This is a genomic window from Curtobacterium sp. AB451, assembly GCF_050585845.1.
GTDB lineage: Bacteria > Actinomycetota > Actinomycetes > Actinomycetales > Microbacteriaceae > Curtobacterium.
This window is the reverse complement of record NZ_JBOBQG010000012.1, coordinates 1-26331: the sequence shown is the minus strand read 5'-3', so window position 1 is coordinate 26331 and position 26331 is coordinate 1. Positions and strand designations below refer to the sequence as shown.

The 26331-nt window shown below is 73.1% G+C and carries 25 protein-coding genes; 19 read left to right on the top strand and 6 right to left on the bottom strand.

Annotated elements, in window-relative coordinates:
- The 5 genes from ACQXVK_RS17320 to ACQXVK_RS17300 all read left to right on the top strand — a co-directional run.
- Positions 1-580: GNAT family N-acetyltransferase (locus tag ACQXVK_RS17320; RefSeq protein ID WP_430854419.1), on the top strand; the 580-nt coding region annotated here is incomplete at its 5' end.
- A 21-nt stretch (positions 581-601) separates the two neighbouring features.
- Positions 602-1165 carry a cysteine hydrolase family protein gene (locus ACQXVK_RS17315; protein WP_430854418.1) on the top strand — a complete coding sequence of 188 codons (564 nt, stop codon included), beginning with the start codon at positions 602-604 and terminating at the stop codon, positions 1163-1165.
- A gap of 124 nt (positions 1166-1289) precedes the next feature.
- Positions 1290-2204: an ABC transporter ATP-binding protein gene (locus ACQXVK_RS17310; protein WP_430854417.1), complete on the top strand. Its 915-nt coding sequence runs from the start codon at positions 1290-1292 to the stop codon at positions 2202-2204.
- The gene (locus tag ACQXVK_RS17305; protein ID WP_022905958.1) at positions 2201-3031 is read left to right on the top strand and encodes an ABC transporter permease; all 831 of its coding nucleotides are present in this window, start codon (positions 2201-2203) and stop codon (positions 3029-3031) included. Before ACQXVK_RS17310 ends, ACQXVK_RS17305 begins: the two co-directional genes overlap by 4 nt.
- An 80-nt stretch (positions 3032-3111) precedes the next feature.
- Entirely contained in the window at positions 3112-3612 is a 501-nt protein-coding gene (locus ACQXVK_RS17300; protein WP_430854416.1) for a hypothetical protein, read from the top strand.
- Between the two features lie 26 nt (positions 3613-3638).
- Here ACQXVK_RS17300 and ACQXVK_RS17295 read toward each other — a convergent pair whose 3' ends face one another.
- Positions 3639-4241, bottom strand: a complete 603-nt coding sequence (locus tag ACQXVK_RS17295) for a dihydrofolate reductase family protein (protein ID WP_430854415.1) — start codon at positions 4239-4241, stop codon at positions 3639-3641.
- Positions 4242-4330: 89 nt separating this feature from the next.
- Between ACQXVK_RS17295 and ACQXVK_RS17290 the strand changes: the two genes are divergently transcribed.
- Positions 4331-6214 (top strand): family 43 glycosylhydrolase, encoded by a 1884-nt coding sequence (locus tag ACQXVK_RS17290; protein WP_430854414.1) that lies wholly within the window; start codon positions 4331-4333, stop codon positions 6212-6214.
- Positions 6215-6391: 177 nt separating this feature from the next.
- A complete protein-coding gene (locus ACQXVK_RS17285) occupies positions 6392-7807 on the top strand; it encodes a protein kinase domain-containing protein (RefSeq protein WP_430854413.1) in 1416 nt (471 codons plus the stop codon).
- A gap of 110 nt (positions 7808-7917) precedes the next feature.
- On the opposite strand, the gene ACQXVK_RS17280 is transcribed toward ACQXVK_RS17285, so the two are convergent.
- From ACQXVK_RS17280 to ACQXVK_RS17265, 4 genes are all read right to left on the bottom strand, one after another.
- Positions 7918-8403, bottom strand: a complete 486-nt coding sequence (locus ACQXVK_RS17280; protein WP_430854412.1) for a tetratricopeptide repeat protein — start codon at positions 8401-8403, stop codon at positions 7918-7920.
- Between the two features lie 50 nt (positions 8404-8453).
- On the bottom strand, positions 8454-10364 hold the full coding sequence (locus tag ACQXVK_RS17275) for a DUF6807 family protein (protein WP_430854411.1): 1911 nt from the start codon (positions 10362-10364) through the stop codon (positions 8454-8456).
- Entirely contained in the window at positions 10361-11071 is a 711-nt protein-coding gene (locus ACQXVK_RS17270; RefSeq protein ID WP_430854410.1) for a class I SAM-dependent methyltransferase, read from the bottom strand. The genes ACQXVK_RS17275 and ACQXVK_RS17270 overlap by 4 nt, the downstream gene beginning before the upstream one ends.
- 220 nt (positions 11072-11291) lie before the next feature.
- A complete protein-coding gene (locus tag ACQXVK_RS17265) occupies positions 11292-12032 on the bottom strand; it encodes a FadR/GntR family transcriptional regulator (RefSeq protein WP_031263206.1) in 741 nt (246 codons plus the stop codon).
- A 186-nt stretch (positions 12033-12218) separates the two neighbouring features.
- Between ACQXVK_RS17265 and ACQXVK_RS17260 the strand changes: the two genes are divergently transcribed.
- Genes ACQXVK_RS17260 through ACQXVK_RS17235 form a run of 6 tightly spaced genes read left to right on the top strand, consistent with a single transcriptional unit; the run spans position 12219 to position 18402 of the window.
- Entirely contained in the window at positions 12219-13613 is a 1395-nt protein-coding gene (locus ACQXVK_RS17260) for an MFS transporter (protein ID WP_430854409.1), read from the top strand.
- On the top strand, positions 13610-15334 hold the full coding sequence (locus ACQXVK_RS17255; protein WP_430854408.1) for a dihydroxyacetone kinase family protein: 1725 nt from the start codon (positions 13610-13612) through the stop codon (positions 15332-15334). The genes ACQXVK_RS17260 and ACQXVK_RS17255 overlap by 4 nt, the downstream gene beginning before the upstream one ends.
- A gap of 26 nt (positions 15335-15360) precedes the next feature.
- On the top strand, positions 15361-15846 hold the full coding sequence (locus tag ACQXVK_RS17250) for a ribose-5-phosphate isomerase (protein ID WP_430854407.1): 486 nt from the start codon (positions 15361-15363) through the stop codon (positions 15844-15846).
- On the top strand, positions 15846-16646 hold the full coding sequence (locus ACQXVK_RS17245) for a triose-phosphate isomerase family protein (protein ID WP_430854406.1): 801 nt from the start codon (positions 15846-15848) through the stop codon (positions 16644-16646). Before ACQXVK_RS17250 ends, ACQXVK_RS17245 begins: the two co-directional genes overlap by 1 nt.
- A complete protein-coding gene (locus ACQXVK_RS17240) occupies positions 16643-17488 on the top strand; it encodes a sugar phosphate isomerase/epimerase family protein (RefSeq protein ID WP_430854405.1) in 846 nt (281 codons plus the stop codon). The genes ACQXVK_RS17245 and ACQXVK_RS17240 overlap by 4 nt, the downstream gene beginning before the upstream one ends.
- Positions 17485-18402, top strand: a complete 918-nt coding sequence (locus ACQXVK_RS17235; protein WP_430854404.1) for a phosphogluconate dehydrogenase C-terminal domain-containing protein — start codon at positions 17485-17487, stop codon at positions 18400-18402. Before ACQXVK_RS17240 ends, ACQXVK_RS17235 begins: the two co-directional genes overlap by 4 nt.
- Here ACQXVK_RS17235 and ACQXVK_RS17230 read toward each other — a convergent pair whose 3' ends face one another.
- Positions 18403-19986 (bottom strand): hypothetical protein, encoded by a 1584-nt coding sequence (locus tag ACQXVK_RS17230; RefSeq protein WP_430854403.1) that lies wholly within the window; start codon positions 19984-19986, stop codon positions 18403-18405.
- 102 nt (positions 19987-20088) lie between these two features.
- On the opposite strand from ACQXVK_RS17230, the gene ACQXVK_RS17225 reads away from it, so the two are divergent.
- The 6 genes from ACQXVK_RS17225 (at position 20089) to rlmN (ending at position 26006) form a co-directional block, all read left to right on the top strand.
- Positions 20089-20841: an SDR family NAD(P)-dependent oxidoreductase gene (locus ACQXVK_RS17225; protein WP_430854402.1), complete on the top strand. Its 753-nt coding sequence runs from the start codon at positions 20089-20091 to the stop codon at positions 20839-20841.
- 246 nt (positions 20842-21087) lie between these two features.
- Complete coding sequence (locus ACQXVK_RS17220; RefSeq protein ID WP_022907508.1) at positions 21088-21252, top strand: hypothetical protein; 165 nt, start codon at positions 21088-21090, stop codon at positions 21250-21252.
- On the top strand, positions 21249-22271 hold the full coding sequence (locus tag ACQXVK_RS17215) for a helix-turn-helix domain-containing protein (RefSeq protein ID WP_430854401.1): 1023 nt from the start codon (positions 21249-21251) through the stop codon (positions 22269-22271). The genes ACQXVK_RS17220 and ACQXVK_RS17215 overlap by 4 nt, the downstream gene beginning before the upstream one ends.
- A complete protein-coding gene (locus ACQXVK_RS17210; protein WP_430854400.1) occupies positions 22271-23152 on the top strand; it encodes an alpha/beta fold hydrolase in 882 nt (293 codons plus the stop codon). The genes ACQXVK_RS17215 and ACQXVK_RS17210 overlap by 1 nt, the downstream gene beginning before the upstream one ends.
- Before the next feature lie 416 nt (positions 23153-23568).
- Complete coding sequence (locus tag ACQXVK_RS17205) at positions 23569-24534, top strand: C40 family peptidase (protein ID WP_430854399.1); 966 nt, start codon at positions 23569-23571, stop codon at positions 24532-24534.
- Between the two features lie 239 nt (positions 24535-24773).
- Complete coding sequence (rlmN, locus tag ACQXVK_RS17200; protein ID WP_430854398.1) at positions 24774-26006, top strand: 23S rRNA (adenine(2503)-C(2))-methyltransferase RlmN; 1233 nt, start codon at positions 24774-24776, stop codon at positions 26004-26006.
- Positions 26007-26331: the final 325 nt, after the last annotated feature.

Sequence of the window (26331 nt, the reverse complement as noted above, 5' to 3'; positions counted from 1 at the left end):
GCTCGGTGCGGGAGGATGGGGCATGGCCGTCCTCCTCCGTCCGTGGTCGATCGACGACGCGCCGGCGCTCCTCGCCGCGCGACGATCCACCCCGGATCTCGACACCCAGCTCCCCGCCGACCTGATCGACGAGGACGCTGCCCGTCGGCACATCGGGTCGTGGCCGTCCTCCGGTGCGCACGCCCGCAGCTGGGCGATCGTCGAGGACGGCCTCGCGGTGGGGAACGTCGGCCTGTCGGCGATCGAGTCCCGGCACGGGACGGCCTGGGCGTCGTACTGGCTGGCCGGCGATGCCCGCGGTCGCGGCCTCGCCACCCGAGGGTTGGCGGCGGCGGCGCGCTGGGCGTTCGGCGCCGGGTTGCACCGGCTCGAGCTCGGCCACCGGGTGAACAACCCCGCATCGTGCCGGGTGGCGACGGCCGCGGGGTTCGTCGCCGAGGGGATCGAGCGGCAGAAGCTCCGCTACGGCACCGAACGGTTCGACGTCGAGACGCACGCACGGCTCGCGAGCGACCCCGTGCCCGACGTCGCGGCCGTCGAGCTGCACGGCGACCCGCTCCGGATCGCCGGGGCGCTCTGACCGCGAGCGCATACTGAACCGATGACCCGCGCACTCCTCCTCGTCGACATCCAGCAGGACTACTTCCCGGGCGGGGCGTTCCCGCTCGTCGGTCCGGAGGCGGCCGCGACCGCCGCACGCACGGTGCTCGACGGGTTCCGCGCGGCCGGCGACCTCGTCGTGCACGTCTTCCACGTCGCGACCGAGCCCGACGCCACGTTCTTCCGGCCGGGCACGCCTGGGCTCGAGTTCCACCCGTCGGTCGCGCCGATCGACGGCGAGCGGGTGGTCGAGAAGCACGAGCCGAACAGCTTCGTGGGCACCGGCCTGCAGGCGCTCCTGACCGACGCCGGCGTCACCGAGCTCACCGTCGTCGGGATGATGAGCAGCATGTGCATCGACTCGACCACCCGGGCGGCGCACGAGCTCGGCTTCTCCGTGACCGTCGTCGCGGACGCCTGCGCGGCGCCCGACCTGGTGTTCGGCGACGGCACGATCCCGGGCGCGAGCGTCCACGCCGCCTTCATGGCGGCGCTCGACGGCAGCTTCGCGACGGTCGTCACGAGCGCCTCCCTCGGAAGGACCACCCGCCCCCACGCGGGATGACGGGGCCGGACGCGGCCCGCCACCAAAAGCGGGACGACGCGACCCGCCGTCCCCACACGGGATGACCACATCTCCCCCTCAGGGCGGACGCGGCCGACTCCCAGACCCCCGTAGCGTTGCCGCCGTGATCGAAGTCGAGCACCTCACCAAACAGTACGGTCCGAAGACCGCCGTCGACGACGTCTCGTTCGTCGTGCGGCCGGGCAGCGTGACCGGCTTCCTCGGGCCCAACGGCGCCGGGAAGTCCACCACGATGCGGATGATCATGGGGCTCGACCGCCCCACGTCCGGCACGGCGACGGTGAACGGGCAGCCGTACCGGAGCTTCCGCGACCCGCTCCGGCAGGTCGGGGCGCTGCTCGAGGCGAAGGCCGTCCACCAGGGCCGGAGCGCCTACAACCACCTGCTCTCGCTCGCCGCGACGCACGGCATCCCGAAGTCCCGCGTGCACGAGGTCATCGACATGACCGGCCTCGACTCCGTCGCGAAGAAGCGCGTCGGCGGGTTCTCGCTCGGCATGGGGCAGCGCCTGGGAATCGCTGCCGCACTGCTCGGCGACCCGAAGACCCTGATCCTCGACGAGCCGGTCAACGGCCTCGACCCGGACGGCGTGCTCTGGGTGCGGCAGCTGGCCCGTCGCATGGCGGCCGACGGTCGCACCGTCTTCCTCTCCAGCCACCTGATGAGCGAGATGGCGCAGACCGCCGACCGCGTCGTGGTCCTCGGCCGCGGTCGGGTCCTCGCGGACGCCCCCATCCAGGAGTTCGTCGCCGGCGGCGGCACCGGTGGCAGTCGCGTCGTCGTCCGCACGCCGGCCCCCGACCAGCTGTTCCAGGCGATCGGTCCGAACGCGTCCGTGACCCCGCGCGAGGACGGCACCTTCATGGTCGTCGGCCCGGACGCCACCACGGTCGGGAACATCGCCGCCCAGGTCGGCGTCCCGCTGCACGAGCTCACCCCGGTCGGCGCGAGCCTCGAAGAGGCCTACATGGCGCTGACCCGCGACGACATCGAGTACCGATCGGAGGGCGCCCGATGACCGCCACGACCCTGCCGCCCACCACCGGACTCCGGTTCGGACGTCTCGTGCGGAGCGAGTGGATCAAGTTCCGCAGCATCCGCTCGACGGTCTGGTGCCTCGCGATCCTCGTCGTCCTGACGATCGCGATGGCGTTCCTCATCGGCAACGCGCTCGACGTCGGCGGTGCGGTGTCGAAGGACAGCCAGAACGGCACCCTCGTCACGATCAACACCGCGAGCGTCAGCCTGACGGCGCTCGTCGTCGCGGTGCTCGGCGTGCTCATCATCACGGGGGAGTACGGCACCGGCCAGATCCGGTCGACGTTCACCGCCGACCCGCACCGCACCGGCGCGGTCCTCGCGAAGGCAGCCGTCCTCGCGGTCACGACCTTCGTCGTCAGCGCGGTGTCGATCTGGATCGGCGTCATCGTGTCGGCAGCGCTGCAGGCGGGCAAGGGCGTGCACGCCGACCTCGCCGACCCGGCCGTGTTCATGCCGCTGCTCGGCGCGTCGGTGTACGTGACGCTCCTCGCGCTGCTCGCGTTCGGCATCGGGCTCCTCGTCCGGTCGAGCGCCGGCGGGATCGCGATCACCCTCGGGCTCCTGCTGGTGCTCCCGGTCGTGCTGTCCCTCATCGCGAACGTCATCCAGGCGCAGTGGCTCCTCGACGTCACGAAGTTCCTGCCCGACCAGGCCGGGGCGCAGCTGTTCGCCTACTCGTCCGCGGACGCCGTCCAGCAGGAGGGCGTGGTGCTGAACGGCTGGGCCGGCTTCGGTGTCCTCGTCGCCGAGGTCGTGGCGGTGGGTGCGCTCGCCCTCGCGGTCGCACGCCGACGCGACGTCTGACGGTCCCACCACCGGACGGGAGGCGCGGTGCGGGCCCGCACCGCGCCTGGCGTCCCGCACGCAATCCGTATGCTCGCTCTGTGCCCCGTCTCCGCCCACGTCTCGTCCCGGCTGCCACCGGGCTGCTCGTGGTCGGCGGACTGCTCGCCGTCGCCGGCTGCGCCGCGACACCGCCGGTCGACGCGACGGAGCTCCGGCAGTGGCGGAGCGCTCAGGACGCGGCGACCGAGGCCGATCCGGACGTCCTCGGCGTGCTGACCGCCGACATCCAGCCCGGGCGCCAGGACCCGGCCGACGTCGGACCGGGAGTGCGCCTGCAGTTCCCCGCGTCGCACGACATCGACCACCTCGAGTTCTCGTGCTACGGCAACGGGCAGATGCAGGGCACGATCCGCATCGAGTCGCGCCGCGGGTCGGGGAGCTTCGTCGTCGATCCCGTGGACTGCCGGGACAGCCCGCACCCGATCCGGCTGACCGAGTTCGCGAGCACGGCCGTCGACTCCGTCGGGTTCGCCGCGTTCGACAGCGACCGGCCGAGCGCCTGGCGGCTCGTCATCGTCGGGACGCCCGGCGACGGCTGAGCCGGGCCGGCCCCGGGTGCGGCCGCTCAGCGCCGGATGTCGTACCGGTGCATCGTCACGCCCGTGTCCCACCGCTGCTGTTCGAGCAGGTCGAGGACGAGCGGCGGTCGCACCCCCGACGCCGGCGGGTCGAACAGCGGCCGACCGCGCCCGAGCACCGCGGGGTGCGTGAAGACCATGAGCTCGTCGAGCAGCCCCGCGTCGAGGAGCTGCGTCGCGATGCTCGGGCCGCCGACCCCGACGTCGCCCTCGGAGCCGGCACGGATGCGGGCGAGCTCCCCGATCGCGTCGCCGTCCCGGCCGATGACCCGCGTGTCGTGGTCCGCCGCCGTCCGCGTGCGGGAGACCAGGACCTTCGGCTGCTCGGTCCAGATCTCGCCGTACTCGCGCATGAACGCCGGCAGGGACGGATCGGTGCGGGCATCGGGCCAGAACGGGTCCATCAGGTCGCGGACCACGCGCCCCTCGACGGACAGCGTCATCGCACGGGCACGACGGTTGAACTCGCGGTGGAGGGTCTCGTCGATGCGGACCCACGCGGGTCCGTCCGGGCCGTCGTGCTCCCCGGCCTCGGTCTCGACGAACCCGTCGACCGAGGCGTTGATCCAGTAGACGAACCGTGCGGGCATCCGGTGCCTCCTCGGGCTGGTCGGTCGGTGGCGACGAGCGTACGCTCGCCCTCGTCCGCACGCTCCTCGACGACGAGAGCAGGTCCATCGTGCGCCGATCACTCCGAGCGGTCCTCGCGATCGCGACGGTCGCGGGGCTCGCGACCACGTTCCTCCAGGTCGGTGCCGGCAGTGCGCCCGCCGTCGCCGCGGTGACGACGTCCGCCCGAGGCGGGGCCGCGCCCGCGTACGAGAACCCGATGACGCTCGCGCTGCCGGACGGACAGACGGCGGCGAGCTGCGCCGACCCGACCGTCGTGCACGGCGCCGCACGGGACCGGAACTGGTACCTCTACTGCACGTCCGACGCCCTGACCGCGACGGAGCAGGACCCGGACGGGTCACTCGTGCAGCACACGGTCCCGACCTACCGCTCCACCGACCTCACGCACTGGCGGTACGTGGGTGACGCGTTCTCGTCGAAGCCGTCGTGGGTGGGCGACGCGAACGGCATCTGGGCACCGGACGTGGTGTACCGCGCCGGGACGCACGGGCGGCCGGGCACCTGGTACCTCTACTACGCGGCGTCGGACACCCCGACCGCCACCGCACCGACCGGCGGCGGGTCGGCCGTCGGCGTCGCGACGAGCCCCGGCCCGACCGGTCCGTGGACGGACTCCGGCGGGCCCGTCGTCGCACCGCAGGCCGCGCCGAACGGCACCGGGCAGCGGTGGGAGTTCGACCCAGAGGTCATCACCGACCACGGCCGCACGTACCTGTACTTCGGCAGCTACTTCGGCGGGGTGCACGTCCGGCAGCTCAGCGCCGACGGCCTCCGGTCCGTCCCGTCCACCGAGCGCCAGATCGCGATCGACAACCGCTACGAGGGCACGTACCTGATGCGGCACGACGGCTGGTGGTACTTCACGGGCTCCGCGACGAACTGCTGCAACGGCGCCCTCACCGGGTACGGCGTGTTCGTCGCCCGGTCGCGCAGCCCGCTCGGCCCGTTCACCGACCAGGACGGCGTCCCGATCACGAGCACCCGGGTCGGCGGCACACCGCTGCTCGCCCAGAACGGGAACCGCTGGGTGGGCACCGGGCACAACACGGTCGTCACCGACTTCGCCGGGCAGGACTGGATCGTCTACCACGCCGTCGACCGCCACGACCCGTACTACGCGGGGCAGGGCACGTACACGAAGCGCCCGGTGCTGATCGACCCGCTCGACTGGGTGCACGGCTGGCCGGTCGTCCGCGGTGGCGCCGGTCCCTCGGAGGGCGTGCAACCCGGACCGGTGGCGCAGCCCGGCGAGCGACCGACGTACCGCGCGACGGCCGCGCCGGTCGACGTGCCCGGACGGACGATCCGTGCGCTGTCCACCGGGTTCGACGGGTCGACCCTGCCACCGGCCCTCCGCTGGACGCGCGAACCCGACCGCTCGACCTGGACCGTCTCGGGCGGCACCCTCCGCTGGCAGACCCAGGACGCCGACATCCACCCGCCCGCGACGCCGCTCGCCTCGGTCCTGTCCGAACCCGCTCCACGCGGCGACTGGGTGGCCGAGACCACCGTCGCGGTCGACACCCCCGCGACCGGCGACGGCGTGAACTACGTCCAGGGCGGGCTCGTCGTGTACGGCAGCGACAGCGATTACCTCCGCCTGACGTCGAACTCGATCTTCGACACCCGGCAGACGGAGTTCGGCAAGCAGGTGTCGGGGCAGCCCGCGGGCGCCCCGACCTACGGCAACATGGTCGTCGGACCGGTCGGGGACACCACCACCCTGCGGATCGTGCACCGCTTCGTTGCCGGGGAGCACCGGTACACCGCGTACACGAGCGTCGACGGGCGGCACTTCGTGCGCGGCGGGACGTGGACGGCAGACCTCGGCGCGACGCCGCGGATCGGGCTCGTCTCGCTCGGCGGGGCCGGGTTCACGAGCACGTTCGACGACCTGCGGGTGAGCACGGTGACGACGACCCGGCGCTGACGGCGCCGCACGGCCGCCGGACCCCGGCGCGCCCCCGGTCCGGGCCAGGCCGGGCCCAGCGGTCCGGACCGGTCGGCGCGCGCGCCCAGCCGGGTCACTGAGCGCGTCGACGGAACACGATCCCCGTCGGGATGGGAGGATGCATCGTTGCCTGCCGGAACCGAGAACGAGGGTCAGATGAGTCCGACCGAGGACGCCCAGTCCGCGGCCCCCCTGCTCGACGGGCGCTACCGGCTCGAGCACGCGATCGGGCAGGGCGGCATGTCCACCGTCTACCGGGGCGTCGACGAGAGCCTGCACCGCCCCGTCGCCGTCAAGGTGTTCCACGCCGGCACGGTCGACATCGCCCGCCAGGAGGCCGAGCTCGGCGTCCTCGCGGCCCTCGAGCACCACAACCTCGTCAGCCTGCTCGACACCGGGGTCGTCACCGGGCGGGACGGCACGCACCAGCGCTACCTCGTGATGGCCCTCGTCACCGGGCAGGACCTCGAGGAACGCCTCGCCGTCGGCCCCCTCGCCGCCCGCCACATCGCCGAGATCGGCTACGACATGGCCGAGGCGCTGGACTACATCCACAGCCACGGCGTCGTGCACCGCGACATCAAGCCCTCGAACATCCTGCTCGTCGACTACGGCAACGACTCCGACCGTGCCCGCGCCCGGCTGACGGACTTCGGCATCGCGCTCGCCGCCGGGGTGGAACGCCTCACCGCCGACGGCGTCACCACCGGCACCGCCGCCTACCTCAGCCCCGAGCAGGCCCGCGGCGCCGAGGTCGGTGCACCGAGCGACGTCTACTCGCTCGGCCTCGTCCTGCTGCAGTGCTTCACCCGGCGCCGCGAGTTCCCGGGGTCGCTCGTCGAGTCCGCCGTCGCGCGGCTCTCACGCGACCCGGTCGTCCCCGAACCGCTCCCGGACCACTGGAAGCACCTGCTGACGGCGATGACCGCGCAGGACCCGGCCGCACGCCCCGCCGGCGCCGACCTCGTCACGATGCTCCGCGACGTCGTCATCGCCGAGACCACCGGAGCCGACCACGTCGTCGACACCGCACCGGCCGGACCGGCACCGACCACCGCGGACACCCCGCGCCCCGCGACCCTCGACAGCCTGCCGGAAGAGGCCCTCGGTCGCACCACGGCGATGGCCGCGCGGCTGTTCGACGCGCCGATCGCGCTCGTCGAGGTTCTCGACGAGGACCGGGCCTGGTCGCAGTCGTACATCGCACCCGGCGTCGACGACGCGGCACGCCACATCAACTTCCGCAACGGGTTCGCGCCCGTGCCCGTCCCCGTCGTGATCCCGGACGGCTCCGTCCACCCGGAGATGCAGCACAGCCCGCTCGTGACCGGGCCGCTCGGCATTCGGTTCTACGTCAGCGTCCCGCTCGTGCGGCACGACGGGTCACCGATCGGCACGCTCGCCGTGCTCGACACGAAGCCCCGGCAGGCGACGGAGGCGGACCTCGCGAACCTGCACGACCTGGCGGCGCTCGCCGTCACGCAGCTCGAGATCCGGCAGGAGTCGCTCCGCACGACGAGTGACGCACTGCCCGTCGCGCACGCCGCCGGCGACGAAGACCGCGTGCGGTAGGAGACGGTCGCCGACGACGGACGGGAGGCGCGGTGCGGGCCCGCACCGCGCCTCCCGTCCGACAGCGGGTCCCGTCTCCCGCTCGCTCGGCCGTCGGCGCTGCCGTCTCCTCAGCCGTCGGTGAGCGCGGCCGCGTAGGCCCGGACCGACCGGTGGTAGCGGGGAAGCGTCGGCTCGACGGCCTCGATCGCGACCCGGAGCGCCTCGTCGGGGCGACCCGCGCTGTGCAGTGCGAGCGCCAGGAAGACCTTCGGCGCCGCACCCGTCGCCGGGTGCTCCGGGGCGGCCCGGAGCATGGTGATCGCCTCGTCGACCCGGCCGAGGTTGCGGAGCGTCGAGGCGTGCTGGACGACCATCTGCGCCGCGCGCGTCGGGTCCACGGTGTCGAGGCCGGCGGCGGTCGCGGCCGTGTAGTGGACGTCGGCCTCGGCCTCGTGCCCGCCGGAGTCGTTCGCCCCGCCCAGCTCGAACGCGCCGAGCGCCGGGTGCGGTGCGGTGTCCGCCAGCGCGCGCATGCGGTCGATGCGCTCCTGGTCGTCGATCGTGTCGTCGGCCCAGAGTGCGGCGACGCGGGCTTCCCAGTCCTCGGTGCTCATCCGCCCAGCGTATTGCCGGCGCCGACGTCGGACGGGCCGTCCTCCGACGCTCAGACGTCGGACGGGCCGTCCGAGATCGTGGCCCGGAACGACCGCACCAGGGGGATCCCGGGCCGGACGAGCGCCGGGGTGCGCCACGCCAGCGCGGAGCCGATCGCCGGGTACTCGGCCACACGGACGAACCACGGGTCCTCGTGGCCCTGCGCCTCGATCCGGACGGTGGCCACGGCGCCCTCGAACGCCGCCGTCCACTCGATCCACGGTGCGACCGACCCGTGCACCGCGTCCTCGCCGCTGGCCGTCGCCGTCCGGACCGAGACGTCGGAGCACGGTGGGAAGCGCCAGGTGAAGCCGCCGTACCCGGCGCCGACCCGTCCGTTGCTCCCCGGTCCCCCCAGGCGGACGACCGCGTCACCCGGCACCCGGAACGACGAGGACCACGTGAGTTCCCACCCGCCGTCGACGGGCCGCCAGGCGAGCGTCCGGTCCTCGTGCAGCGCGACCGTCCGGTCCGGACGCTGCCAGCGGACCTCCTGCTGCAGGCTCGGTCCGTGGCGCTCGGCGTGCAGGACCGTGGCGCGGCCGTGGTCGTCGCGCCAGACGTAGCCCTCGCCGTGCACGTAGGTCCGGCCGCCCCAGCAGTTCACGCCGTCGAGGTCGGGGATCGCGATGCCGACACCGCAGTGCCAGTCGTGGTCCGGCGGGTGGTGGGCGCTGACGACCGTGCCGCCGCGGGTCCGCACGGGGTGCAGGTACGGACGGGGCGACGACGTCGGGATCGTCCCCGCGCCGTCGAGGACCGACGCGACCGGGACGCCGTCGACGACGAGCTCGTCCAGCACCTCGTCGCGGACCGCGTGCGCCCACGGGGCCCCGACCTCGGAGAACAGCGCGCCCTGGTCCGCCGCACGCTCGACGACCGCCTCGACGTCCGTGACGAGCGGCCGACGCGCGGGCCCCTCGCCCTCCCACGTCACCCACGGGTGGTCGATCTGCACCGGCGCGGTCGCCCGCACGGCCTCGAGCACCTCGACGAACGCGCCGGTCGACACGAGCGGCACGAGCAGCGCGTCGCCGCGGGAGCGGTGGGCGAGCAGGTTCTCGAGCAGGTCGGTGCGCCCGAGGCTGTTGGTGACCCCGTCGATCGTGACCTCGTCGGTCGTGTACCCGAGGACCGCGCTCCCCGTCGTGCCGCGGACCCGCACGCTCGGCAGGACCTCGGTCGGCCCGCACAGGGTGAGCGCCGCGGTCGCCTCGCGTCCGGTGGTGGTCGTGACCCGGACGGCCGAGGTGTCGTCGCCCTCGATCGCGTTCGCCCGGTACAGCTCCACCTCGACGCGCGCCACCTCCTCCGCGCGTCGGCAGCCGACGAGCGCGAGGGCGGTCGCCACGGCGTGGGCGAGCGGGTTCGTGACCACGCCGTCGAGGACGTCCACACCGTTCACCCGACGGCGGCCCGCCCACGCCGACCGGTCCCAGTACGCCTGGTTCCTCGTCCACGTGCCGACCGCCGCAGCGGAGCGGACGGTCCCGACGACCGAGCCGTCGCGGATCGCAGGGAGTGCGTGGGACCCGAGGCTCTGGAACCCGACCTGCACCACGCGTCCGGTCCGTCGCTCGGCGTCGAGCAGGGTCGCGAGGGCCGCCCGGGTCGTCACGGGCGGCTTCTCGAGCAGCACGTCGGCGCCGGCCTCGAGCGCGGACAGGGCGAGGGGCAGGTGCGCGGCGATCGGGGCGGCGACCACCACGACGTCCACCGGTCCGTGCGCCCGCGCGGCGACGACGTCGTCGACGACCGGCACGCCGCCGTCCTCGTCGGCGTCGAGGGTCGGGTCGACGACGGCCGTCAGCGTGCAGACCCCGAGTCCGACGAGCCGGTCGATGGTCGCCCGGTGGTGCAGGCCGTAGCCGCGCGCGCCGACGAGGACGATGCCGGGAGGCGCGGTGGCGTCGGTGCTCACACCCAGGACGGTACCGCCGGGGGTCGGACACGCACCAGCCCGTCCCCGGGTGGCTCAGAGCCGTCGCACGAGCACCACACTGTCGACGACGTCGTGCGGCGCACCCTCGGGCGTCGTCGCGGTGCGCGGTCGGAGCTCGGCGGCGACGACCTCCCACCCGGCACCGAGCTGCAGCGCCGCGAGGTCCGCGGCCGGCGTCGGGAAGCGGTACGCCCGCATCTCCTCGGGCAGGTCGCCGCGCGGGGCGCGGCGTGGGCCGTCACGAGCAGGCGTCCGCCCGGCGCCACGAACCCGGTGGCCCGGTGCAGGATCCGCTCGCGTGGGATCGTCACCGGCCACGACTGCAGGAACGACGCCGTGACGAGGTCGAACCGGGCGGCGGTCGTCCACGCACCCAGGTCCGCCGCGACGAACGCGGTCCGTTCCTCGACCCCGGCGGCGACGGCGGCACGGGACCCGCGCGTGATCGCCGTCACCGACAGGTCGACCCCGGTGACGTCCCACCCCTGCCCGGCGAGCCAGAGGACGTCGCCGCCCTCGCCGCAGCCGAGGTCGAGCGCCCGGCCCGGCGGCAGCGACGAGGCCACGTCGGCGAGCACGGCGTTCACCTGCCCCGACCAGATCCCGTCGTGCTCGGCGTATCGGGCCTCCCACCAGGTGCGTGCGGAACCGGATGCGCTGGCAGCGCTGTCGTCGTGGGTGTGCATGCGCACACTCCACCGCACGGACCGGGCAGGACCCAAGCGGTGTTGCCGCCCTGGCAACGTGGCACCGTGCGTGGCGGGGCCGCACCGCGCCTCCTGGCCGCCCGATCGTGAGCAGAAGACGTCGGGTCGCCGTCCCCGACCCGACCATTTCTGCTCACGAAGCGCCCGCGTCCGCGCGCACGGGTCCCCGCGCGCGAGGGTCCCCGCGCCCCCACGCCCGTCAGTCGACCGGGCCGGCGTGCTCGATGCGGGCGCTCGCCGTGGCCATGTGGTCGTCCATCGCCCGCTGGACCGCGAGGACGTCGCCGGCACGGAGCGCCTCGAGGATGGCGCGGTGCTCCTCGTACGCGGCCTCGGTGGCCTGGCGCGTGCGGACCCGACGGCCGACCCAGACGCTGAGCATCGAGCGGAGGCTCTGCAGCAGGTCGGCGAGCACGTCGTTCCCGGCGGACCGGGCGAGCAGGACGTGGAAGCGGACGTCGGCCTCGATGAACGCGTCCGGGTCGTCGAGCGTCTCGTGCTGACGGTCGATGTAGGTCTGCAGCTCCTCGAGCTGCTCCGGGGTCGCGCGCTGGGCGGCGAGGATCGCGGCGGTGCGCTCGAGCGAGGAACGGACCTCGAGCAGCTCCCGGGTCCGGTTCGACGCGAGCATGAGCCCCCACGACAGGGTCGTCGGCAGCAGGTCCGAGGTGCCGCCCTGCAGGTACGTGCCGGACCCCGGGCGGATCTGCACGATGCCGAGGATCTCGAGCGCGGCGAGGGCCTCGCGCACGGCGGAGCGGCCGACCCCGAGTCGTTCGGCGAGCACGCGCTCGGCGGGCAGGCGCGATCCCGGGGCGAGGTCGCCGGCGGTCAGCAGGGACACGAGCTGTCGAGCGACCTCGGAGGCGGGCGACCCCGTCGGGACCGACTCGAGCTCGAGGCGGATGTTGAGCGGGTCGTCCGGGCTGAACGCGGGCATGGAGTGAGCGTACCGGTCGGTCAACCGGTTGCCGGCGAGCATCGAAGCGATCCGCGGGTTGTAAATGGTCAACCGGTTGACAAGTAGGCGTGGTCCGCGCACACTGGTCCGAGCGCACCGATGCGCCACCTCCGTGCCCGGCGCAGCAGCCGGCCGGAGCACCACCCCACCCGAGCAGGAGTCATCGTGGACATCCCCGCCACGCGAGGCATCCCCACCTCGGTCGTCGAGAAGACGACCATCCGCAAGATCGCGATCCGCATCGTGCCGTTCGTGGCGCTGATGTTCTTCATCAACTTCCTCGACCGCACCGCGATCTCCTTCGCGGCCCCGAACGGCATGGAGGCCGACCTCGGCCTGACCGCGGCCCAGTTCGGGTTCGCCTCCGGTGTGTTCTTCATCGGCTACCTCGTGCTCGAGGTGCCGTCCAACCTGGCGCTGCACAAGTTCGGCGCCCGCGTCTGGCTCGCCCGGATCATGATCACGTGGGGCATCGTCTCGCTGCTGTTCACGTGGGTGCAGAACTACCCGCAGCTCGTCGGCCTGCGTTTCCTGCTCGGCGTCGCCGAAGCCGGCTTCTTCCCCGGCGCGATCCTGTTCCTGTCGACCTGGGTCCCGGCCCGGCACCGCGGCAAGATGCTCGCGCTCTTCTACCTAGCGCAGCCGCTGACCAGCGTCATCGGGTCGCCGCTCGCCGGCTGGCTGATGACCCACGAGGGACTGCTCGGCGGGCTCGCCGGCTGGCGCTTCATGTTCCTCTGCGTCTCGATCCCGGCGATCGTCGTCGGCGTCCTCTGCCTCTTCGTGCTCAAGGACAAGCCGTCCCAGGCGAAGTGGCTCGACGAGGACGAGAAGACCTGGCTCGAGGGTGCGCTCGCGAAGGAGAACGACCAGAAGCAGGGGAGCGCACGCGGCAAGGGCGGCCTCCGTGCGGCGTTCGGCTCCGGTCGCGTCTGGATGCTCGCCGCGGTCTACTTCGGCTTCATCTACGGCCTGTACGCCCTCAGCTTCTTCCTGCCGACCATCATCGACGGCTTCCAGGAGCAGTTCGGCACCACGTTCGACCTGTTCCAGAAGGGGCTCATCACGGCGATCCCGTACGTGCCCGCCGCCGTCGTCCTCTACTTCTGGTCGCGTGACGCGTTCCGCCGCGGCGTGCGGGTCTGGCACATCGCGGTCCCGGCCCTCGTCGGCGGCCTGAGCATCCCGGTGGCGCTCTACATGAACAGCCCGGCCGCCACCGTCGCCGTCATCGCGATCACGGCCTGCTCGATCTTCGCCGCCCTGCCGAACTTCTGGACGGTCCCGACGCAGTTCCTCACCGGTGCCGCAGCAGCGGCCGGCGTCGCGCTCATCAACACCGTCGGCAACCTCGGCGGCTTCGCGGCCCCGTACATCACCGGCGCCGTCAGCGAGTGGACCGGCGGCTACCAGGTCCCGATGTTCATCGTCGGGTTCTTCATGGTCCTGTCGAGCGTCCTGATGTTCGTCCTCGGCCGGAACACGAAGCGGAACGAGCGACGCGCTGCCGACGCTGCTGTGCCGGCAGCGGCGACCACGACCCAGGAGTCCCACGCATGACACGCCTCTTCAACGATCCGGCGGACTTCGCCGACGAGGCCACCGACGGCTTCGTCGCGGCGAACGCGCGCTGGGTGCGGAAGGTGCACGGCGGGGTCGCCCGCGCGACCACCAGCCCCGAGGGGACCGTGGCGCTCGTCGTCGGCGGCGGGTCCGGGCACTACCCGGCGTTCGGCGGACTCGTCGGACACGGGCTCGCAGCCGGCGCCGCGCTGGGCAACCTGTTCGCGAGCCCGAGCGCCCAGCAGGTCACCGCGGTCGCGAAGGCGTCCGAGCACGGTGGCGGGGTGCTGCTGAGCTACGGCAACTACGCCGGCGACGTGCTCAACTTCGATGCCGCGGCGCGGGCACTGGCCGACAGCGGGATCGACGTCCGCACGGTGCGGGTGACCGACGACGTCGCGTCAGCCGACCGGACCGAAGCGCACAAGCGCCGCGGCATCGCCGGTGACCTGTGCGTCTTCAAGGTCGCCGGCGCCGCAGCCGAATGCGGGGACGACCTCGACACGGTCACCGCGATCGCCACCCGCGCCAACGACCGCACCCGCAGCTTCGGGGTCGCGTTCTCCGGCTGCTCGCTGCCCGGTGCCGACGAGCCGCTCTTCACCGTCCCCGAGGGGCGCATGGCCATCGGCATGGGCATCCACGGGGAACGCGGCATCGCCGAGGCCGACGTCCCCACCGCCGACGGTCTGGCCGACCTGCTCGTCGACAAGCTCCTGACCGAGCTGCCGGAGACCGTGGACGCGCACGCCGGCCAGCGCGTCGTCCCGATCCTGAACGGCCTGGGCAGCGTCAAGTACGAGGAGCTCTTCGTCGTGTTCAACGCCGTGCAGCGCAAGTTGACCGCGGCCGGCGTCGTGGTCGTCGAACCTGAGGTCGGCGAACTCGTCACGAGCTTCGACATGGCCGGCGTCTCGCTGACCCTCTTCTGGCTCGACGACGAACTCGAGCACCTCTGGGCAGCGCCCGCCGACAGTCCCGCGTACCGCAAGGGCGGTGCCGTCTCGCAGGAGCAGGTCGCACCCGAGACCCTCGCCGCGGACGAGCGGGCACGGGTCACGCCCGGCACCGAGGCGTCGCAGGCCGCCGCCGCCCGGGTCGCCGCGGCGATCACGGCCATCCGCGTCACCATCGACGACCACGCCGACGAGCTCGGCCGCATCGACGCCGTCGCCGGTGACGGTGACCACGGCATCGGCATGCAGCGCGGCTCGACCGCGGCGGACCGTGCCGCACAGGACGCCGCCGCGCGCGGCGCCGGTGTCGGCAGCGTCCTGGCGATCGCCGGAGACGCCTGGTCCGACAAGGCCGGTGGCACGTCCGGTGCGATCTGGGGAGCCGCCCTGGAGGCACTGGGTCGCGTCCTCGGCGACGACCAGCGTCCGTCAGCCGCCACCGTCGCACAGGCCGTGCACGCGGCCGTCGAAGCGGTCCTCGCCTTCGGTGCCGTCCCCGGCGACAAGACCATGGTCGACGCGATCGTCCCGTTCGACCAGGTCCTCACCGACCGCGTCGCGGCCGGTGAAGACCTGGTCAGCGCCTGGTCGGCCGCGTCCGCCGCCGCGACGGCCGCTGCCGACGCCACCGCCGACCTGCTGCCCAAGATGGGCCGCGCTCGCACCCACGGCGAGGACGCGGTCGGCACCCCCGACGCCGGCGCGATCTCGTTCGCCCTGATCACCGCGGCGGTCCTGTCGACCGTCTCCCTCCCCGCCTGACCCACACCACCACGAAAGGCACCCGCATGAGTGACCAGCAGTTCCGCATCGTCGTCGGCTCGGACGACGCCGGGTTCGACTACAAGGAGATCATCAAGCAGGACCTGCAGGCCGACCCGCGCGTCGTCTCCGTGGTCGACGTCGGCGTCGACGCGGACGGCCACACCGCGTACCCGCACATCGCGGTCGACGCCGCACGCCTGGTCGCGAACGGCGAGGCCGATCGCGCGATCCTGATCTGCGGCACCGGGCTCGGGGTGGCGATCGCGGCGAACAAGGTCCCCGGCATCCGGGCGGTCACCGCGCACGACTCGTTCAGCGTGGAGCGCTCGGTCCTGTCGAACGACGCGCAGGTCCTCTGCATGGGCCAGCGGGTCGTCGGCGTCGAGGTCGCCCGCCGGATGGCGAAGGAGTGGCTCGGCTACACGTTCGACGCTTCGAGTGCCAGCGCATCGAAGGTCGCGGCGATCTGTGCCTACGACGGCTCGGCCCCGGCCGGGACCGACGCCTGATGCCGGCGACCACGGCGGCCGCCCCGATCACGATCGGGGTGTCGCTCAAGATGTACTTCGGGCATGCCCGGACGCTCGAGTGGGCGGCCGCCGTGGCCGACATCGCCCGGACCCACCCTGTGGTCCAGTCTGGCGCGGTCGAGCTGTTCGTCATCCCGACGTTCCCGTCGCTCGTGCCGGTGCACGCCGTGCTCGAGGGCACCCCGGTGCTCCTCGGCGCGCAGGACCTGGCGTGGGCCGACAAGGGCGCCTTCACCGGTGAGGTGTCGGGCCGCGAACTACGCGAGATCGGGGTCGACCTGGTCGAGATCGCGCACGCCGAGCGCCGCTCCCTGTTCCACGAGTCCGACCAGGACATCGCCGGCAAGGTGCACGCCGCCTTCCGCAACGGCCTGCGTCCCCTCATCTGCATCGGCGAGACCGACCGTGCAGCCGACGGCGACCCGTCCGCCGCCGTCGCCGAGGTCACCGCGCAGCTGGACCGCTTCGTCGCCACGGCCGTCGCCGACGGGCTCGCCGGCCCCGTGATCGCCGCCTACGAGCCGGTCTGGGCGATCGGTGCGCCGCAGCCCGCGCCCGACGAGCACATCGTCGCAGTGCTCGCGGGCATCGAGCAGCACCTGTCGACCCGCCCGGAGCTCGCCGGTTCGGTCGTCGTCTACGGCGGCAGCGCCGGACCGGGCCTCCTCACCCGCGGCCAGGGGCGGATCGGCGGACTGTTCCTCGGCCGGTTCGCGCACGACCCCGCCGCCGTCCGGACGATCCTCGACGAAGCGGCACAGCTGGGGGCGAGCGCATGACCTCCCTGCTCGGCCTGTCCACCTACGCGTACTTCTGGCGGATGTCCGATCGCGTGCCGGACCCGATGTCGCTCGACGAGGCGATGCGCGACGCGGCAGCGCACGACGGCGTCGACCTCTTCCAGATCTGCGACCACCTGCCGCTCGACACCGCGTCCGACGAACGACTCGCGGCGATCCGGGCGCTGGCCGACGAACTCGGCCTCGCGCTCGAGGTCGGCACCCGCGGCACGGACCCCGCGCACCTCGCGCGGTACCTCCACGTCGCCGAGGCGCTCGGCGCGACCCTCGTGCGGAGCATGTGGACGAGCGGCGACGACCAGCCCGACGCGCTCGAGACCGAGCGCCGACTGCGCCAGGCCCTCCCCGCGTACGAGGCCGCCGGCGTGACCCTCGCGCTCGAGACCTACGAGGTCGTCGCCACCCCGGACCTCGTCGCCGTCGTGCGGGCGATCGGCTCCGACCACCTCGGGATCTGCCTCGACCCGGCGAACACCGTCGCGCGGCTCGAGCACCCCGCGGAAGTCGTCGCGATGACCGCACCGCACGTCGTCAACTGGCACGTCAAGGACTCCGGGTTCACCCGGTCGCCGGGGTGGGTCGGGTTCCAGTACACCGGCGTCCCGATCGGCACCGGGGTCGTCGACCACGACGCCGTCCACGCCGCGCTCGACCCCGACGCCCGCGGGATCAACCGCGTCATCGAGTTCTGGCTGCCGTGGCAGGACGCGCACGCCGGCGCCGAGGCCCACCCGGGCGAGTCGCCCGCACAGACCACCAGCCGCATCGAGGCGGCGTGGACCGAACACACCATCGAGTACATCAGGAGCAAGGAATCATGACCGACACCGTCACCACCACCCACACCGTCGCTGCCGGATCCGGTACGGCCGACGTCACCGTCGCCGTGATCGGTGCCGGCGGCAAGATGGGCACCCGCGTCTCGAACAACTTCGCGAAGAGCGAGTACACGACGCTCTACAGCGAGGCCTCGCCCGCCGGGCAGGAGCGCATCGAGGCGCTCGGACGGACGATCACCGACAGCGTCGAGGCCGCCAGGGTCGCCGACGTCGTCGTGCTGGCCGTGCCGGACGTCCTGCTCGGCAGCATCTCCGAGCAGCTCGTCCCGGTCATGAAGCCGGGTGCCAGCATCCTGACCCTCGACCCGGCCGCCGCCTACGCGGGGCTGCTCGCGAAGCGCGACGACATCCACTACGCCGTCGCGCACCCGTGCCACCCGTCGGTGTTCCTCGAGCGCACCACCAAGGAGGAGTGGGACGACACCTTCGGTGGCATCGCCGCCCCGCAGGAGGTCATCGCGGCCTTCGACGCCTCGGAGTCCCTCGGTGACGAGGGCGACACCGCCAAGGCCGTCGCCGAGGCCGTCATCACGACCATGTACGCGCCGGTCATCCAGGTGCACTGGGTCACGGTGAAGCAGCTCGCGGTCCTCGAGCCGACGCTCGTCGAGACCATCGCGTGCATGATCGGTGACTTCCTGAACGACGCGCTCGAGGAGACCGTCACCGGCGTCGGCGTGCCCCGCGAGGCCGCCCGCGCCATGCTCTACGGCCACACCTGGATCGCCCTGACGAACGGCCTGCGCGGCTCGAACCCGTTCTCGGACGCCTGCCACATCGCGATGGGCTACGGCCGCGAGAAGCTCATCAAGGAGGACTGGAAGCAGGTCTTCGACGACAGCGAGCTCGACTCGGTCATCGCGAAGATGCTCAAGATCGACGCCGTCAAGCGCTGATCACCCCCGAGACCGGAACGCCCCGCCGACCCCCTTCCGGCGGGGCGTTCCTCGTGGTCCCCACGCCTCGGCGAGCGTGATCGAGGCGACACCCGGCACCGTGAGCGCCTGCACCGCCGCCGCGAACCACGCGGCGGCGGCCGCGGAGTGCTGCTGCGGATCCGTCGCGTCCGGCACGAGCTGCGGCCCGTAGCCGGTTTCGACCGAGGCGTTGGTCACGACTCGGCGCGGTGACGTCGCCACCGCGTTGAACCGCGGACGGAGCGTCACCGGCCCGACGTGGAGCGGCCTGCCGGCGGCGAGCCTGGAGGCGCTCATCACCACCCAGCGCTGCATCTGGACCGACTCGGTCACCTGGGCACGGCTGCGGTCGTGCATCTGCGGCGTCACGCTGAACGTGAGCGGGCCGTCCCAGTCGCCGAAGCGGTCGATCGTGCGGTTGAGCTCGGTGAAGTGCGCGCGGGTGCCGGCCACGACCTCGAGGCCGGTCCGGGCCGCCGCGGCGTCCCGGAGCGCGCGCTGCAGCGGCCCGGTGGTCACGTGCGACGACGGGTCGAAGGCGCCGATGCGGACCACGGGTCCGGTCGCGAGCACGTCGTCGATCGCCCGGCGCAGCAGGTCCGGGTCGTCGGTCACGAACCGGACGTCGAGCGGGGCCCCACGGGCGTCCCGCCGGGCCGCGGCGAGCACCGCGGCGACGTCGGGGTCGCCGAGGGCGGGTTCGACGAGGATCGGGGCACCGCCCGGCAGGTCGTCGTCGTCGGGTCGTCCGGCTGCCGGGGCGGACGATGCCAGGAGCTGGAGGGTCGGGGGCGGGGTGACCACGGTGGTCGGACCCGGCCCGTCGAGTGGCGTGTGGTCGGGGTCGGGGGAGGGCGCGCCTCCCGGCCGCCGCACCGCGGCCAGGGTGAGCGCCTGTCGGATCACGGTCCCGGCGTCGAGCGCAACCGGGAACGGCTCGGCGAGCGGTGTCGAGTAGGTCTTGAACGAGGCGTCGGTCCAGTTGCGCTGGTCCTCCATCTCGAACACGTCGCCGGACAGGTCGAGCGTGCAGGCGGTCCGGCCGGTCGTCCAGGTGTACCCGGCGACGTCGGTCGCGGGCTGGTGCGGGGCGATCCAGAGCGGGAACGCGTGGTCGGTCGGCGGCGACGCGGGGTGCCTGATCGTGACCGGGGTGCCGGCGAGCGTCGGCGGGTGCAGCACGACCAGGCCGATGCGGTTGCGGCGGAAGGGGGCTGCCGTGGTGGCGGTGACGTCCACGCGCAGGGTGTCGCCGGTGAGGGCGAGGTCGATGACCGACCGGAGGACGGCGGCGTCGTCGATCGCGCTCACCACCTCGGTGCGCACCCGCACGTCGGTCGTGCCCGTCGTGGTGACGGTCCGCCCGGTCACAGTGTCGTCGGCGGTCCGCCAGTCGTGGTCGCGGGTGATGAACCGGACGCCGCGCAGGACCAGTACCCCGTCGTGGCAGACGTCGGCGACCTCCGCGCCCCGGAGGGTCACCTGCCACGGCCCGACGACGAGCACGTCCTCGGCCTCCGCGTCGTCCCACGTCACGTCGTCCCGCACCACGTCGTCGGTCATGTGCCCTTGCTACCAGTCGGTCAACCGGTTGCGCAATGATGGGTCCTGGAGCGACGTCGCTCCGAGGACGGGGCAGTGCTGCCCCGAGGACGGAGTGCACGCATGACCGGACGACTGACCGGCAAGACCACCCTGGTGACCGGGGCCGGAGCGGGGATCGGGCGGGCGATCGCCGACCGGTTCGTGGCCGAGGGCGCACGGGTCGTCTACGCCGACCGGGACGCGGCCGCCGCCGAGGCCGCCGCCGGGGACGCCGGGATCGCGCTCACCGTGGACATCGCCGACGAGTCGAGCGTGACGGCGGGCTTCGCCGAGCTCGCAGCCCGCGGCACCGTCCCCGAAGTCGTGGTCGCCAACGCCGGCGTCCAGCTCTTCGGGCACGACGCCAAGGTCGCCGACGTCTCGCTCGAGACGTGGGACCGCACGGTCGCCGTGAACCTGACGGGCACCTTCCTCACCGTGAAGCACGCGGTCCGGGCGATGCTCGCGGCCGGGGGCGGCGGGTCCGTCATCGTCACCGGGTCGCCGACCGGCCTGAACGGCGAGGGGGCCGACTTCGCCGCCTACTCGTCGACGAAGGGCGGGGTCCACGCGCTCGTCCGCGCGACGGCGATGGCCTACGCCCGCGACGGCATCCGCGCGAACACCGTCGTGCCGGGCTACACCGAGACGTCGCTCGTCCGGGCGATCTCCGGCGACCCCGCGTCGCGCGCGGCCATCGTTGCGCGGACGCCCCTCGGCCGGGCCGGCACACCGGACGACGTCACCGGGATCATGGTGTACCTCGCGAGCGACGAGTCGTCCTACGCGACCGGAGCCGTCTTCCGGGTCGACGGCGGCATGACGAGCCTGTAGCTCGAGGCCACCCGGCGGCCCGGATCGGCGCCGCACCGCGCACCGGGCTTCCGTCCGGATAGCGCGGGCTGGGTGTCCGATCCACGTGGGCCGTCCACGGCGCGCGTAGCGTCACGGACAACGACGGTCTCGCTCTGCGTCCCTCTGACGCTCCGGTGACCCCTCCCCGACCCTGAGGATCCGTTCTGGACGTCGGTCCACACCAGGGTCGAAGCGGAGCCGGCGCTCGCGAACAGGGAGCACGAGATGAGCAACTACGAGTCGAACGACGACGTCCAACAGGTCCGGGTGACGACCTACCGGTACCTCAGACGAGCGAGCCGCCGCGGGTGGGCGATCCCGGTCGAGGCCGAACCCTCGCTCGCGGACCTCGTGGGGGAACGGGGCTCGGGCGGTCCGGAGGGACGGTGATCCCCGCGGTCGACCGACCGGCACCCGAGCTGGCGTCCACCGAACTCAGCGGGACGCCCGTCCGCGAAGTGGTCCGGAGCGGCAGCGACCCCGAGGCGGCGCTCGAGTTCTACCGCGAGGTCTACGACGGCCGCGACATGGCCTTCGAGCCGTCACCGGAGAGGTTCGGGTTCCGCTACCGCGCGACCGGCGACGACCGCGTCAGCCTCCGGACCTCGTCGGTCTCGGCGGCCCGGTCCGGCATCCTCGCGCCCGAACGTCAGTACCTCCTCGCATGGTCGGTCGAGGGCGGCATCGTGGTCGACGACGACCGTGCCGACGCCGTCACCCTCCGCCCGGGCGTCCCGGTGCTGTACCCGGCCGGACGGCCCTTCCACGTCTGGGCACCGCCCGGCACCAAGCACCTCGTGCACGTCGACGCCGACTTCCTCGAAGCGGTCGCCGTCGTCGGCACCGACTCCGCACCCGTGCCCCTCGCGTTCCCGGTGACCGCGCAGCCGGACCGGCTCGTCGGGCTCCAGACCGTGCTGCGGCGCGTCGCCCGACCGCTGCTCGACGTCTCGGTCGTCGGGCCGGACCGCGCGGCGCTCGACCTCCGGCTCGCCGAGGCGGTGCTGGCAGCGTTCCGCACCGGTGCCGGACCGCCCGAACGGGTCGCACCCGCCGGGAACGTCGAACGCGCGAAGGCCTTCATGCACGCGCACTTCGATCGGGTTCTCGCCGCGACCGACATCGCGGCGGCCGCCGACGTCAGCGTCCGGACCCTGCAGGAGGGCTTCCAGCGACGTGAGGGCAGCACCCCGATGGCCTACCTGCGGGACCTCCGGCTCGAGAAGGCCCGCCTCGGACTCCAGCTCGCCGACCCCCGCGAGACCTCGGTCGCCATGGTCGCCCACTCCTGCGGGTTCCGCCACATGGGGCGGTTCTCGGGCTCGTACCGCGACGCGTACGGCGAGTACCCGGGGGACACCCTCCGCGGTCGGCGGAGACTCGTAGGCGCCGCGGATATCGTCGGGTGATGCCCGCAGAGACCAGTCCCGCAGCCGTGGTCGGCGACACCGAGTTCGCCGTGCGCGGGACCGGTGCGCCGGTGCTCGTCGTGCACGGCACACCCGGCGGGATCGACGTCGCCGAGATCATGGCGCGGTTCCTGCCGTCCACAGAGTTCCGGGTGGTGACGCTCTCGCGCCCCGGGTACCTCGGCACGCGCATCCGGCCCGGCCACGACTCGCTCGACGACGAGGCCGACCGCTACGCCGCCCTGCTCGACGCGCTCAGCATCGACCGGGTCGGTGTGCTCGCCTGGTCCGGCGGGGGACCGGCCGCCTACCGCTTCGCCGCCCGCCACCCCGACCGCGTCCGGTCGCTCGTCGTCGCCGCCGGACTCACCGGCCGGTGGGAGCCGCCAGCGGTCCCTGCGCCCGTCCGGATCGTCGGCGGCTCCGCCTTCGGTGCCGCACTCGCCCGGCTCGCCGCGCGGCTCCTGCCCGCGCTCGTCGTCCGGATCGCGGTGTCCGGGGTCAGCACCCTGCGCGGCCCCGCACTCCGCGCCCACGTCCACGGCGTCCTCCGCGACCCCGACCGACGGTCGTTCGTCGTCGACCTCGCCGGCACCGGCAACACCTCGGGCCCGCACCGCGCCGGCTGGGAGGCCGACGTCCGGAACCTCGGCGCGATCGAGGACCTGGCGCTCGCCGAGGTCCGCGTGCCGACGCTGCTCGTGCACGGCGAGGCGGACACCGACGTCGACCCGTCGCACAGCGCCCGCGCGGCGGCGACCGTACCGGGTGCCGAGCTCGTGACGGTCCCCGGCGGCACGCACTTCGCGCTCTGGGACCACCGCGAGGCCCGGGCCCTGCAGGCTCGCGTCCGGGAGCACCTCGGCCGCGGCGCCCTCTGACCCCCGGCGGACGCGCCCACCGCGCGCGATCCCGTGGGACCGGCACCGCGCCTCCCGGCGGTCGCGGTGGCGACGGGAGGCCCTGCGCGCGGTCACGTGGAAGCCGCGATCCGGGGGACATCTCCGGGGGACGCGCCGGTCGATCCGTCGGTGCGAGCGGTCGCGGCTCGCCTCGACGCGCTGGCGCGGGGCCGGGAGGCGCGGATCGCCGCCGTCATGCGGCACGCGTCGGTCTGACCCGCGTCAGCGGGGCTCGGAACCGGTTCTGAAGGGGCTGCGAGGAATGCCGCAGCCTGTGACGAACCGCAGGAACCTGCCGTGAGTGCCCAGCCGGGTCCAGGTTCGTGACCAATACGTTATCTTCCCGAGCCGCCTCCGCACCCGCTCGGGTCGGCTGGTCCGACCCGGAAGGAACCATGGGACGCCACGCACTCCCCGCAGCCCCCGACGGCGCAGCCGGCACCGGACCCGTCGAGCGCCGCGCCGGTGCAGCGTTCGCCGTCCCGCAGGTCGACACCGTGGTCGAGCCGCGCCGTCCCCGCGGACGTCGTTCCGCGTTCGGGCCCGCCGTCGCACGGTCCACCTTCGTCGAGCACACGAAGCCGGCCCGCACCGTCTCGATGTCGCCCGCCCGACCGGTCGCCTCGACGGCGGTCGCCGGGGCAGCCGTGCTGTCGCGGTCCGCGGTGCTGCGTGCCGAGCGCGCCGCCGACCCGAAGCACATCCGTCGGGCGGCGAACGCCAAGCGCGCGGCGATCCTGCTCGCGCCGGCCCTCGCCGTCACCTCGAGCCTGACGCTCGCGGTCCCGGCGAACGCGGCCACCCCGTCGACCGACGCGCACCACGGGACGACGACCTCGCAGCACACCCAGACCTACACGGTCGCCCGCGACGTCGAGGTCCCCGTGGTCTCGACGGACGGCATGACGACCACCACGACCGTGGTCTCCTACCCGACGATCGTGACGAAGTTCGGCGTCAGCACGCAGCAGGCCGAGGACGCGATCTCGAAGGTCCTCTCGGCCGGCGGCGACCGGGCGACCGTGGTCTCGACCGCCCTGCAGTACATGGGCGACCCGTACGTCGAGGGCGGCGCGAGCCACGAGGGCATCGACTGCTCCGGCCTGACGATGGTCGCGTACGCGGCCGTGGGGATCCCGCTCGTGCACTACGTGCCGACGCAGGACGCCGCCGCGACCACGATCCCGGAGTCCGAGGCGCAGCCGGGCGACCTCGTCGTGTACGACAACGAGGACCACGTCGGGATCTTCCTCGGCGACGGCCTCGTGCTGCAGGCGCCGCACCCCGGCGCGGTCGTCGACATCGTGCCGATGTACTCGGCGGCGCACCACTTCGCCCGGGTCCTGCCAGCCGGCAGCTGACCGGTCCTGCGCACCGGCAGCTGACCGGTCCTGCGCACCGGCAGTCGCCCTCGACGGCAGACTCGTCGGTCTGCTACGGGGTGCGCGAGCGCGCGCCCCGGACGGCCTCACCCGAAGAGTCCGCCCGGAGCGCGTCGGATCCCCCCGATCCACGTCCACCGTACCCGGTATTCCGCATTCAAATACATGACGACTGCCATGGAATCAGGCCGGTCGCGGTCGTCCCGTAAACTGGAGTGATGGCCTCCGAGACCCGCACCCCCTTCGAAGAGCAGCGCTCTGCTCGACCGCAGGTGCGTCCGCGCACCGAGGGCTGGACGCAGGCCACCGGCTCCGACGGCCGGCCCCTGCTGCAGTTCGCCTCCCCGAAGCGCGGCAAGCCGCCCGTGCACCTCGCTGACATGACGGTCGCCGAGCGCGAGGCGAAGGTCGTCGAGCTCGGGCTGCCGAAGTTCCGGGCGAAGCAGCTCGCCACCCACTACTTCACGCACTACACGTCCGACCCGGCGGCGATGACCGACCTGCCGGCCGCCCAGCGCGAGGAACTCGTGGCGGGGATGCTCCCGCCGCTCCTCACCGAGACCCGTCGTCTCGCGACGGACAAGGGCGACACGATCAAGTTCCTCTGGAAGCTGCACGACGGCGCCCTGGTCGAGTCGGTGCTCATGCGGTACCCGGGGCGCATCACGCTCTGCGTCTCGTCGCAGGCCGGGTGCGGCATGAACTGCCCGTTCTGCGCCACGGGGCAGGCCGGACTCACCCGGAACATGTCCACCGCCGAGATCATCGAGCAGATCGTCCGCGCGAACGCCGCGATCGCCGCCGGGGAACTCGGGGGTGATCCCCGCAAGGGCGGCAAGGACCGCGTCGACGCCGAGCGCGTGACGAACATCGTCTTCATGGGCATGGGGGAGCCGCTCGCGAACTACAAGCGAGTGATGGACGCCGTGCGGATCATGGTCGCACCGCAGCCGAACGGCCTCGGCATGAGCGCCCGCGGCATCACGATCTCCACTGTCGGGCTCGTACCCGCGATCAACAAGCTCGCCGACGAGGAGATCCCCGTCACCTTCGCGCTGTCCCTGCACGCTCCCGACGACGAGCTCCGCGACGAGCTCATCCCGGTGAACTCGAAGTGGAAGGCGGACGAGGCGATCGACGCCGCCCACAACTACTTCGTCAAGACAGGGCGGCGTGTGTCGATCGAGTACGCGCTCATCAAGGACATGAACGACCACGCGTGGCGTGCCGACCTGCTCGCCGAGAAGCTGAACAAGCGCGGCAAGGGGTGGGTGCACGTCAACCCGATCCCGCTCAACCCGACGCCCGGCTCGGTGTGGACCTCCTCCGAGGTGCACGTGCAGGACGAGTTCGTCCGCCGGCTCAACGCCGCCGGCATCCCGACGACCCTCCGCGACACCCGCGGCAAGGAGATCGACGGGGCGTGCGGCCAGTTGGCCGCGGCGGAGTAGGGCCGGCGAGTTCGGTTCGGTTCGGTTCGGTCCGGTTCGTCTGGTTCGTTCGGGAGGCACGGTGCGGGTTCGCACCGTGCCTCGCGTCGTTCCCGGCGCCGGATCCGCGTGTTCCCGGGCCTCGCGGGCCCGACACGCCCGGGATGTGAGCCGGGTTGGTGCTGCCGTTCACCTCTGCGTAAAGTAATCACTCGTTGCCGCTGAGGCGGAGAACGGAACGGCCGAGACGGTCACCGGGTCACAGACCAGGAGATCTTGTCCGCCACGGTTCTTCCCCGGGCAACGAAAGCCAAAGCCTCTCTGGCGATGTTCGCTTCTGCGAGCG

Bases quoted from the DNA above. Each gene is read 5' to 3' on its own strand.
- ACQXVK_RS17240 (WP_430854405.1), top strand. From the start codon at position 16,643: ATGACCTCCCTGCTCGGCCTGTCCACCTACGCGTACTTCTGGCGGATG.
- ACQXVK_RS17255 (WP_430854408.1), top strand. From the start codon at position 13,610: ATGACACGCCTCTTCAACGATCCGGCGGACTTCGCCGACGAGGCCACC.
- ACQXVK_RS17250 (WP_430854407.1), top strand. From the start codon at position 15,361: ATGAGTGACCAGCAGTTCCGCATCGTCGTCGGCTCGGACGACGCCGGG.
- ACQXVK_RS17220 (WP_022907508.1), top strand. From the start codon at position 21,088: ATGAGCAACTACGAGTCGAACGACGACGTCCAACAGGTCCGGGTGACG.
- ACQXVK_RS17305 (WP_022905958.1), top strand. From the start codon at position 2,201: ATGACCGCCACGACCCTGCCGCCCACCACCGGACTCCGGTTCGGACGT.
- ACQXVK_RS17295 (WP_430854415.1), bottom strand. From the start codon at position 4,241: ATGCCCGCACGGTTCGTCTACTGGATCAACGCCTCGGTCGACGGGTTC.
- rlmN (WP_430854398.1), top strand. From the start codon at position 24,774: ATGGCCTCCGAGACCCGCACCCCCTTCGAAGAGCAGCGCTCTGCTCGA.
- ACQXVK_RS17245 (WP_430854406.1), top strand. From the start codon at position 15,846: ATGCCGGCGACCACGGCGGCCGCCCCGATCACGATCGGGGTGTCGCTC.
- ACQXVK_RS17205 (WP_430854399.1), top strand. From the start codon at position 23,569: ATGGGACGCCACGCACTCCCCGCAGCCCCCGACGGCGCAGCCGGCACC.
- ACQXVK_RS17230 (WP_430854403.1), bottom strand. From the start codon at position 19,986: ATGACCGACGACGTGGTGCGGGACGACGTGACGTGGGACGACGCGGAG.
- ACQXVK_RS17225 (WP_430854402.1), top strand. From the start codon at position 20,089: ATGACCGGACGACTGACCGGCAAGACCACCCTGGTGACCGGGGCCGGA.
- ACQXVK_RS17280 (WP_430854412.1), bottom strand. From the start codon at position 8,403: ATGAGCACCGAGGACTGGGAAGCCCGCGTCGCCGCACTCTGGGCCGAC.
- ACQXVK_RS17235 (WP_430854404.1), top strand. From the start codon at position 17,485: ATGACCGACACCGTCACCACCACCCACACCGTCGCTGCCGGATCCGGT.
- ACQXVK_RS17210 (WP_430854400.1), top strand. From the start codon at position 22,271: ATGCCCGCAGAGACCAGTCCCGCAGCCGTGGTCGGCGACACCGAGTTC.
- ACQXVK_RS17285 (WP_430854413.1), top strand. From the start codon at position 6,392: ATGAGTCCGACCGAGGACGCCCAGTCCGCGGCCCCCCTGCTCGACGGG.
- ACQXVK_RS17265 (WP_031263206.1), bottom strand. From the start codon at position 12,032: ATGCCCGCGTTCAGCCCGGACGACCCGCTCAACATCCGCCTCGAGCTC.
- ACQXVK_RS17270 (WP_430854410.1), bottom strand. From the start codon at position 11,071: ATGCACACCCACGACGACAGCGCTGCCAGCGCATCCGGTTCCGCACGC.
- ACQXVK_RS17315 (WP_430854418.1), top strand. From the start codon at position 602: ATGACCCGCGCACTCCTCCTCGTCGACATCCAGCAGGACTACTTCCCG.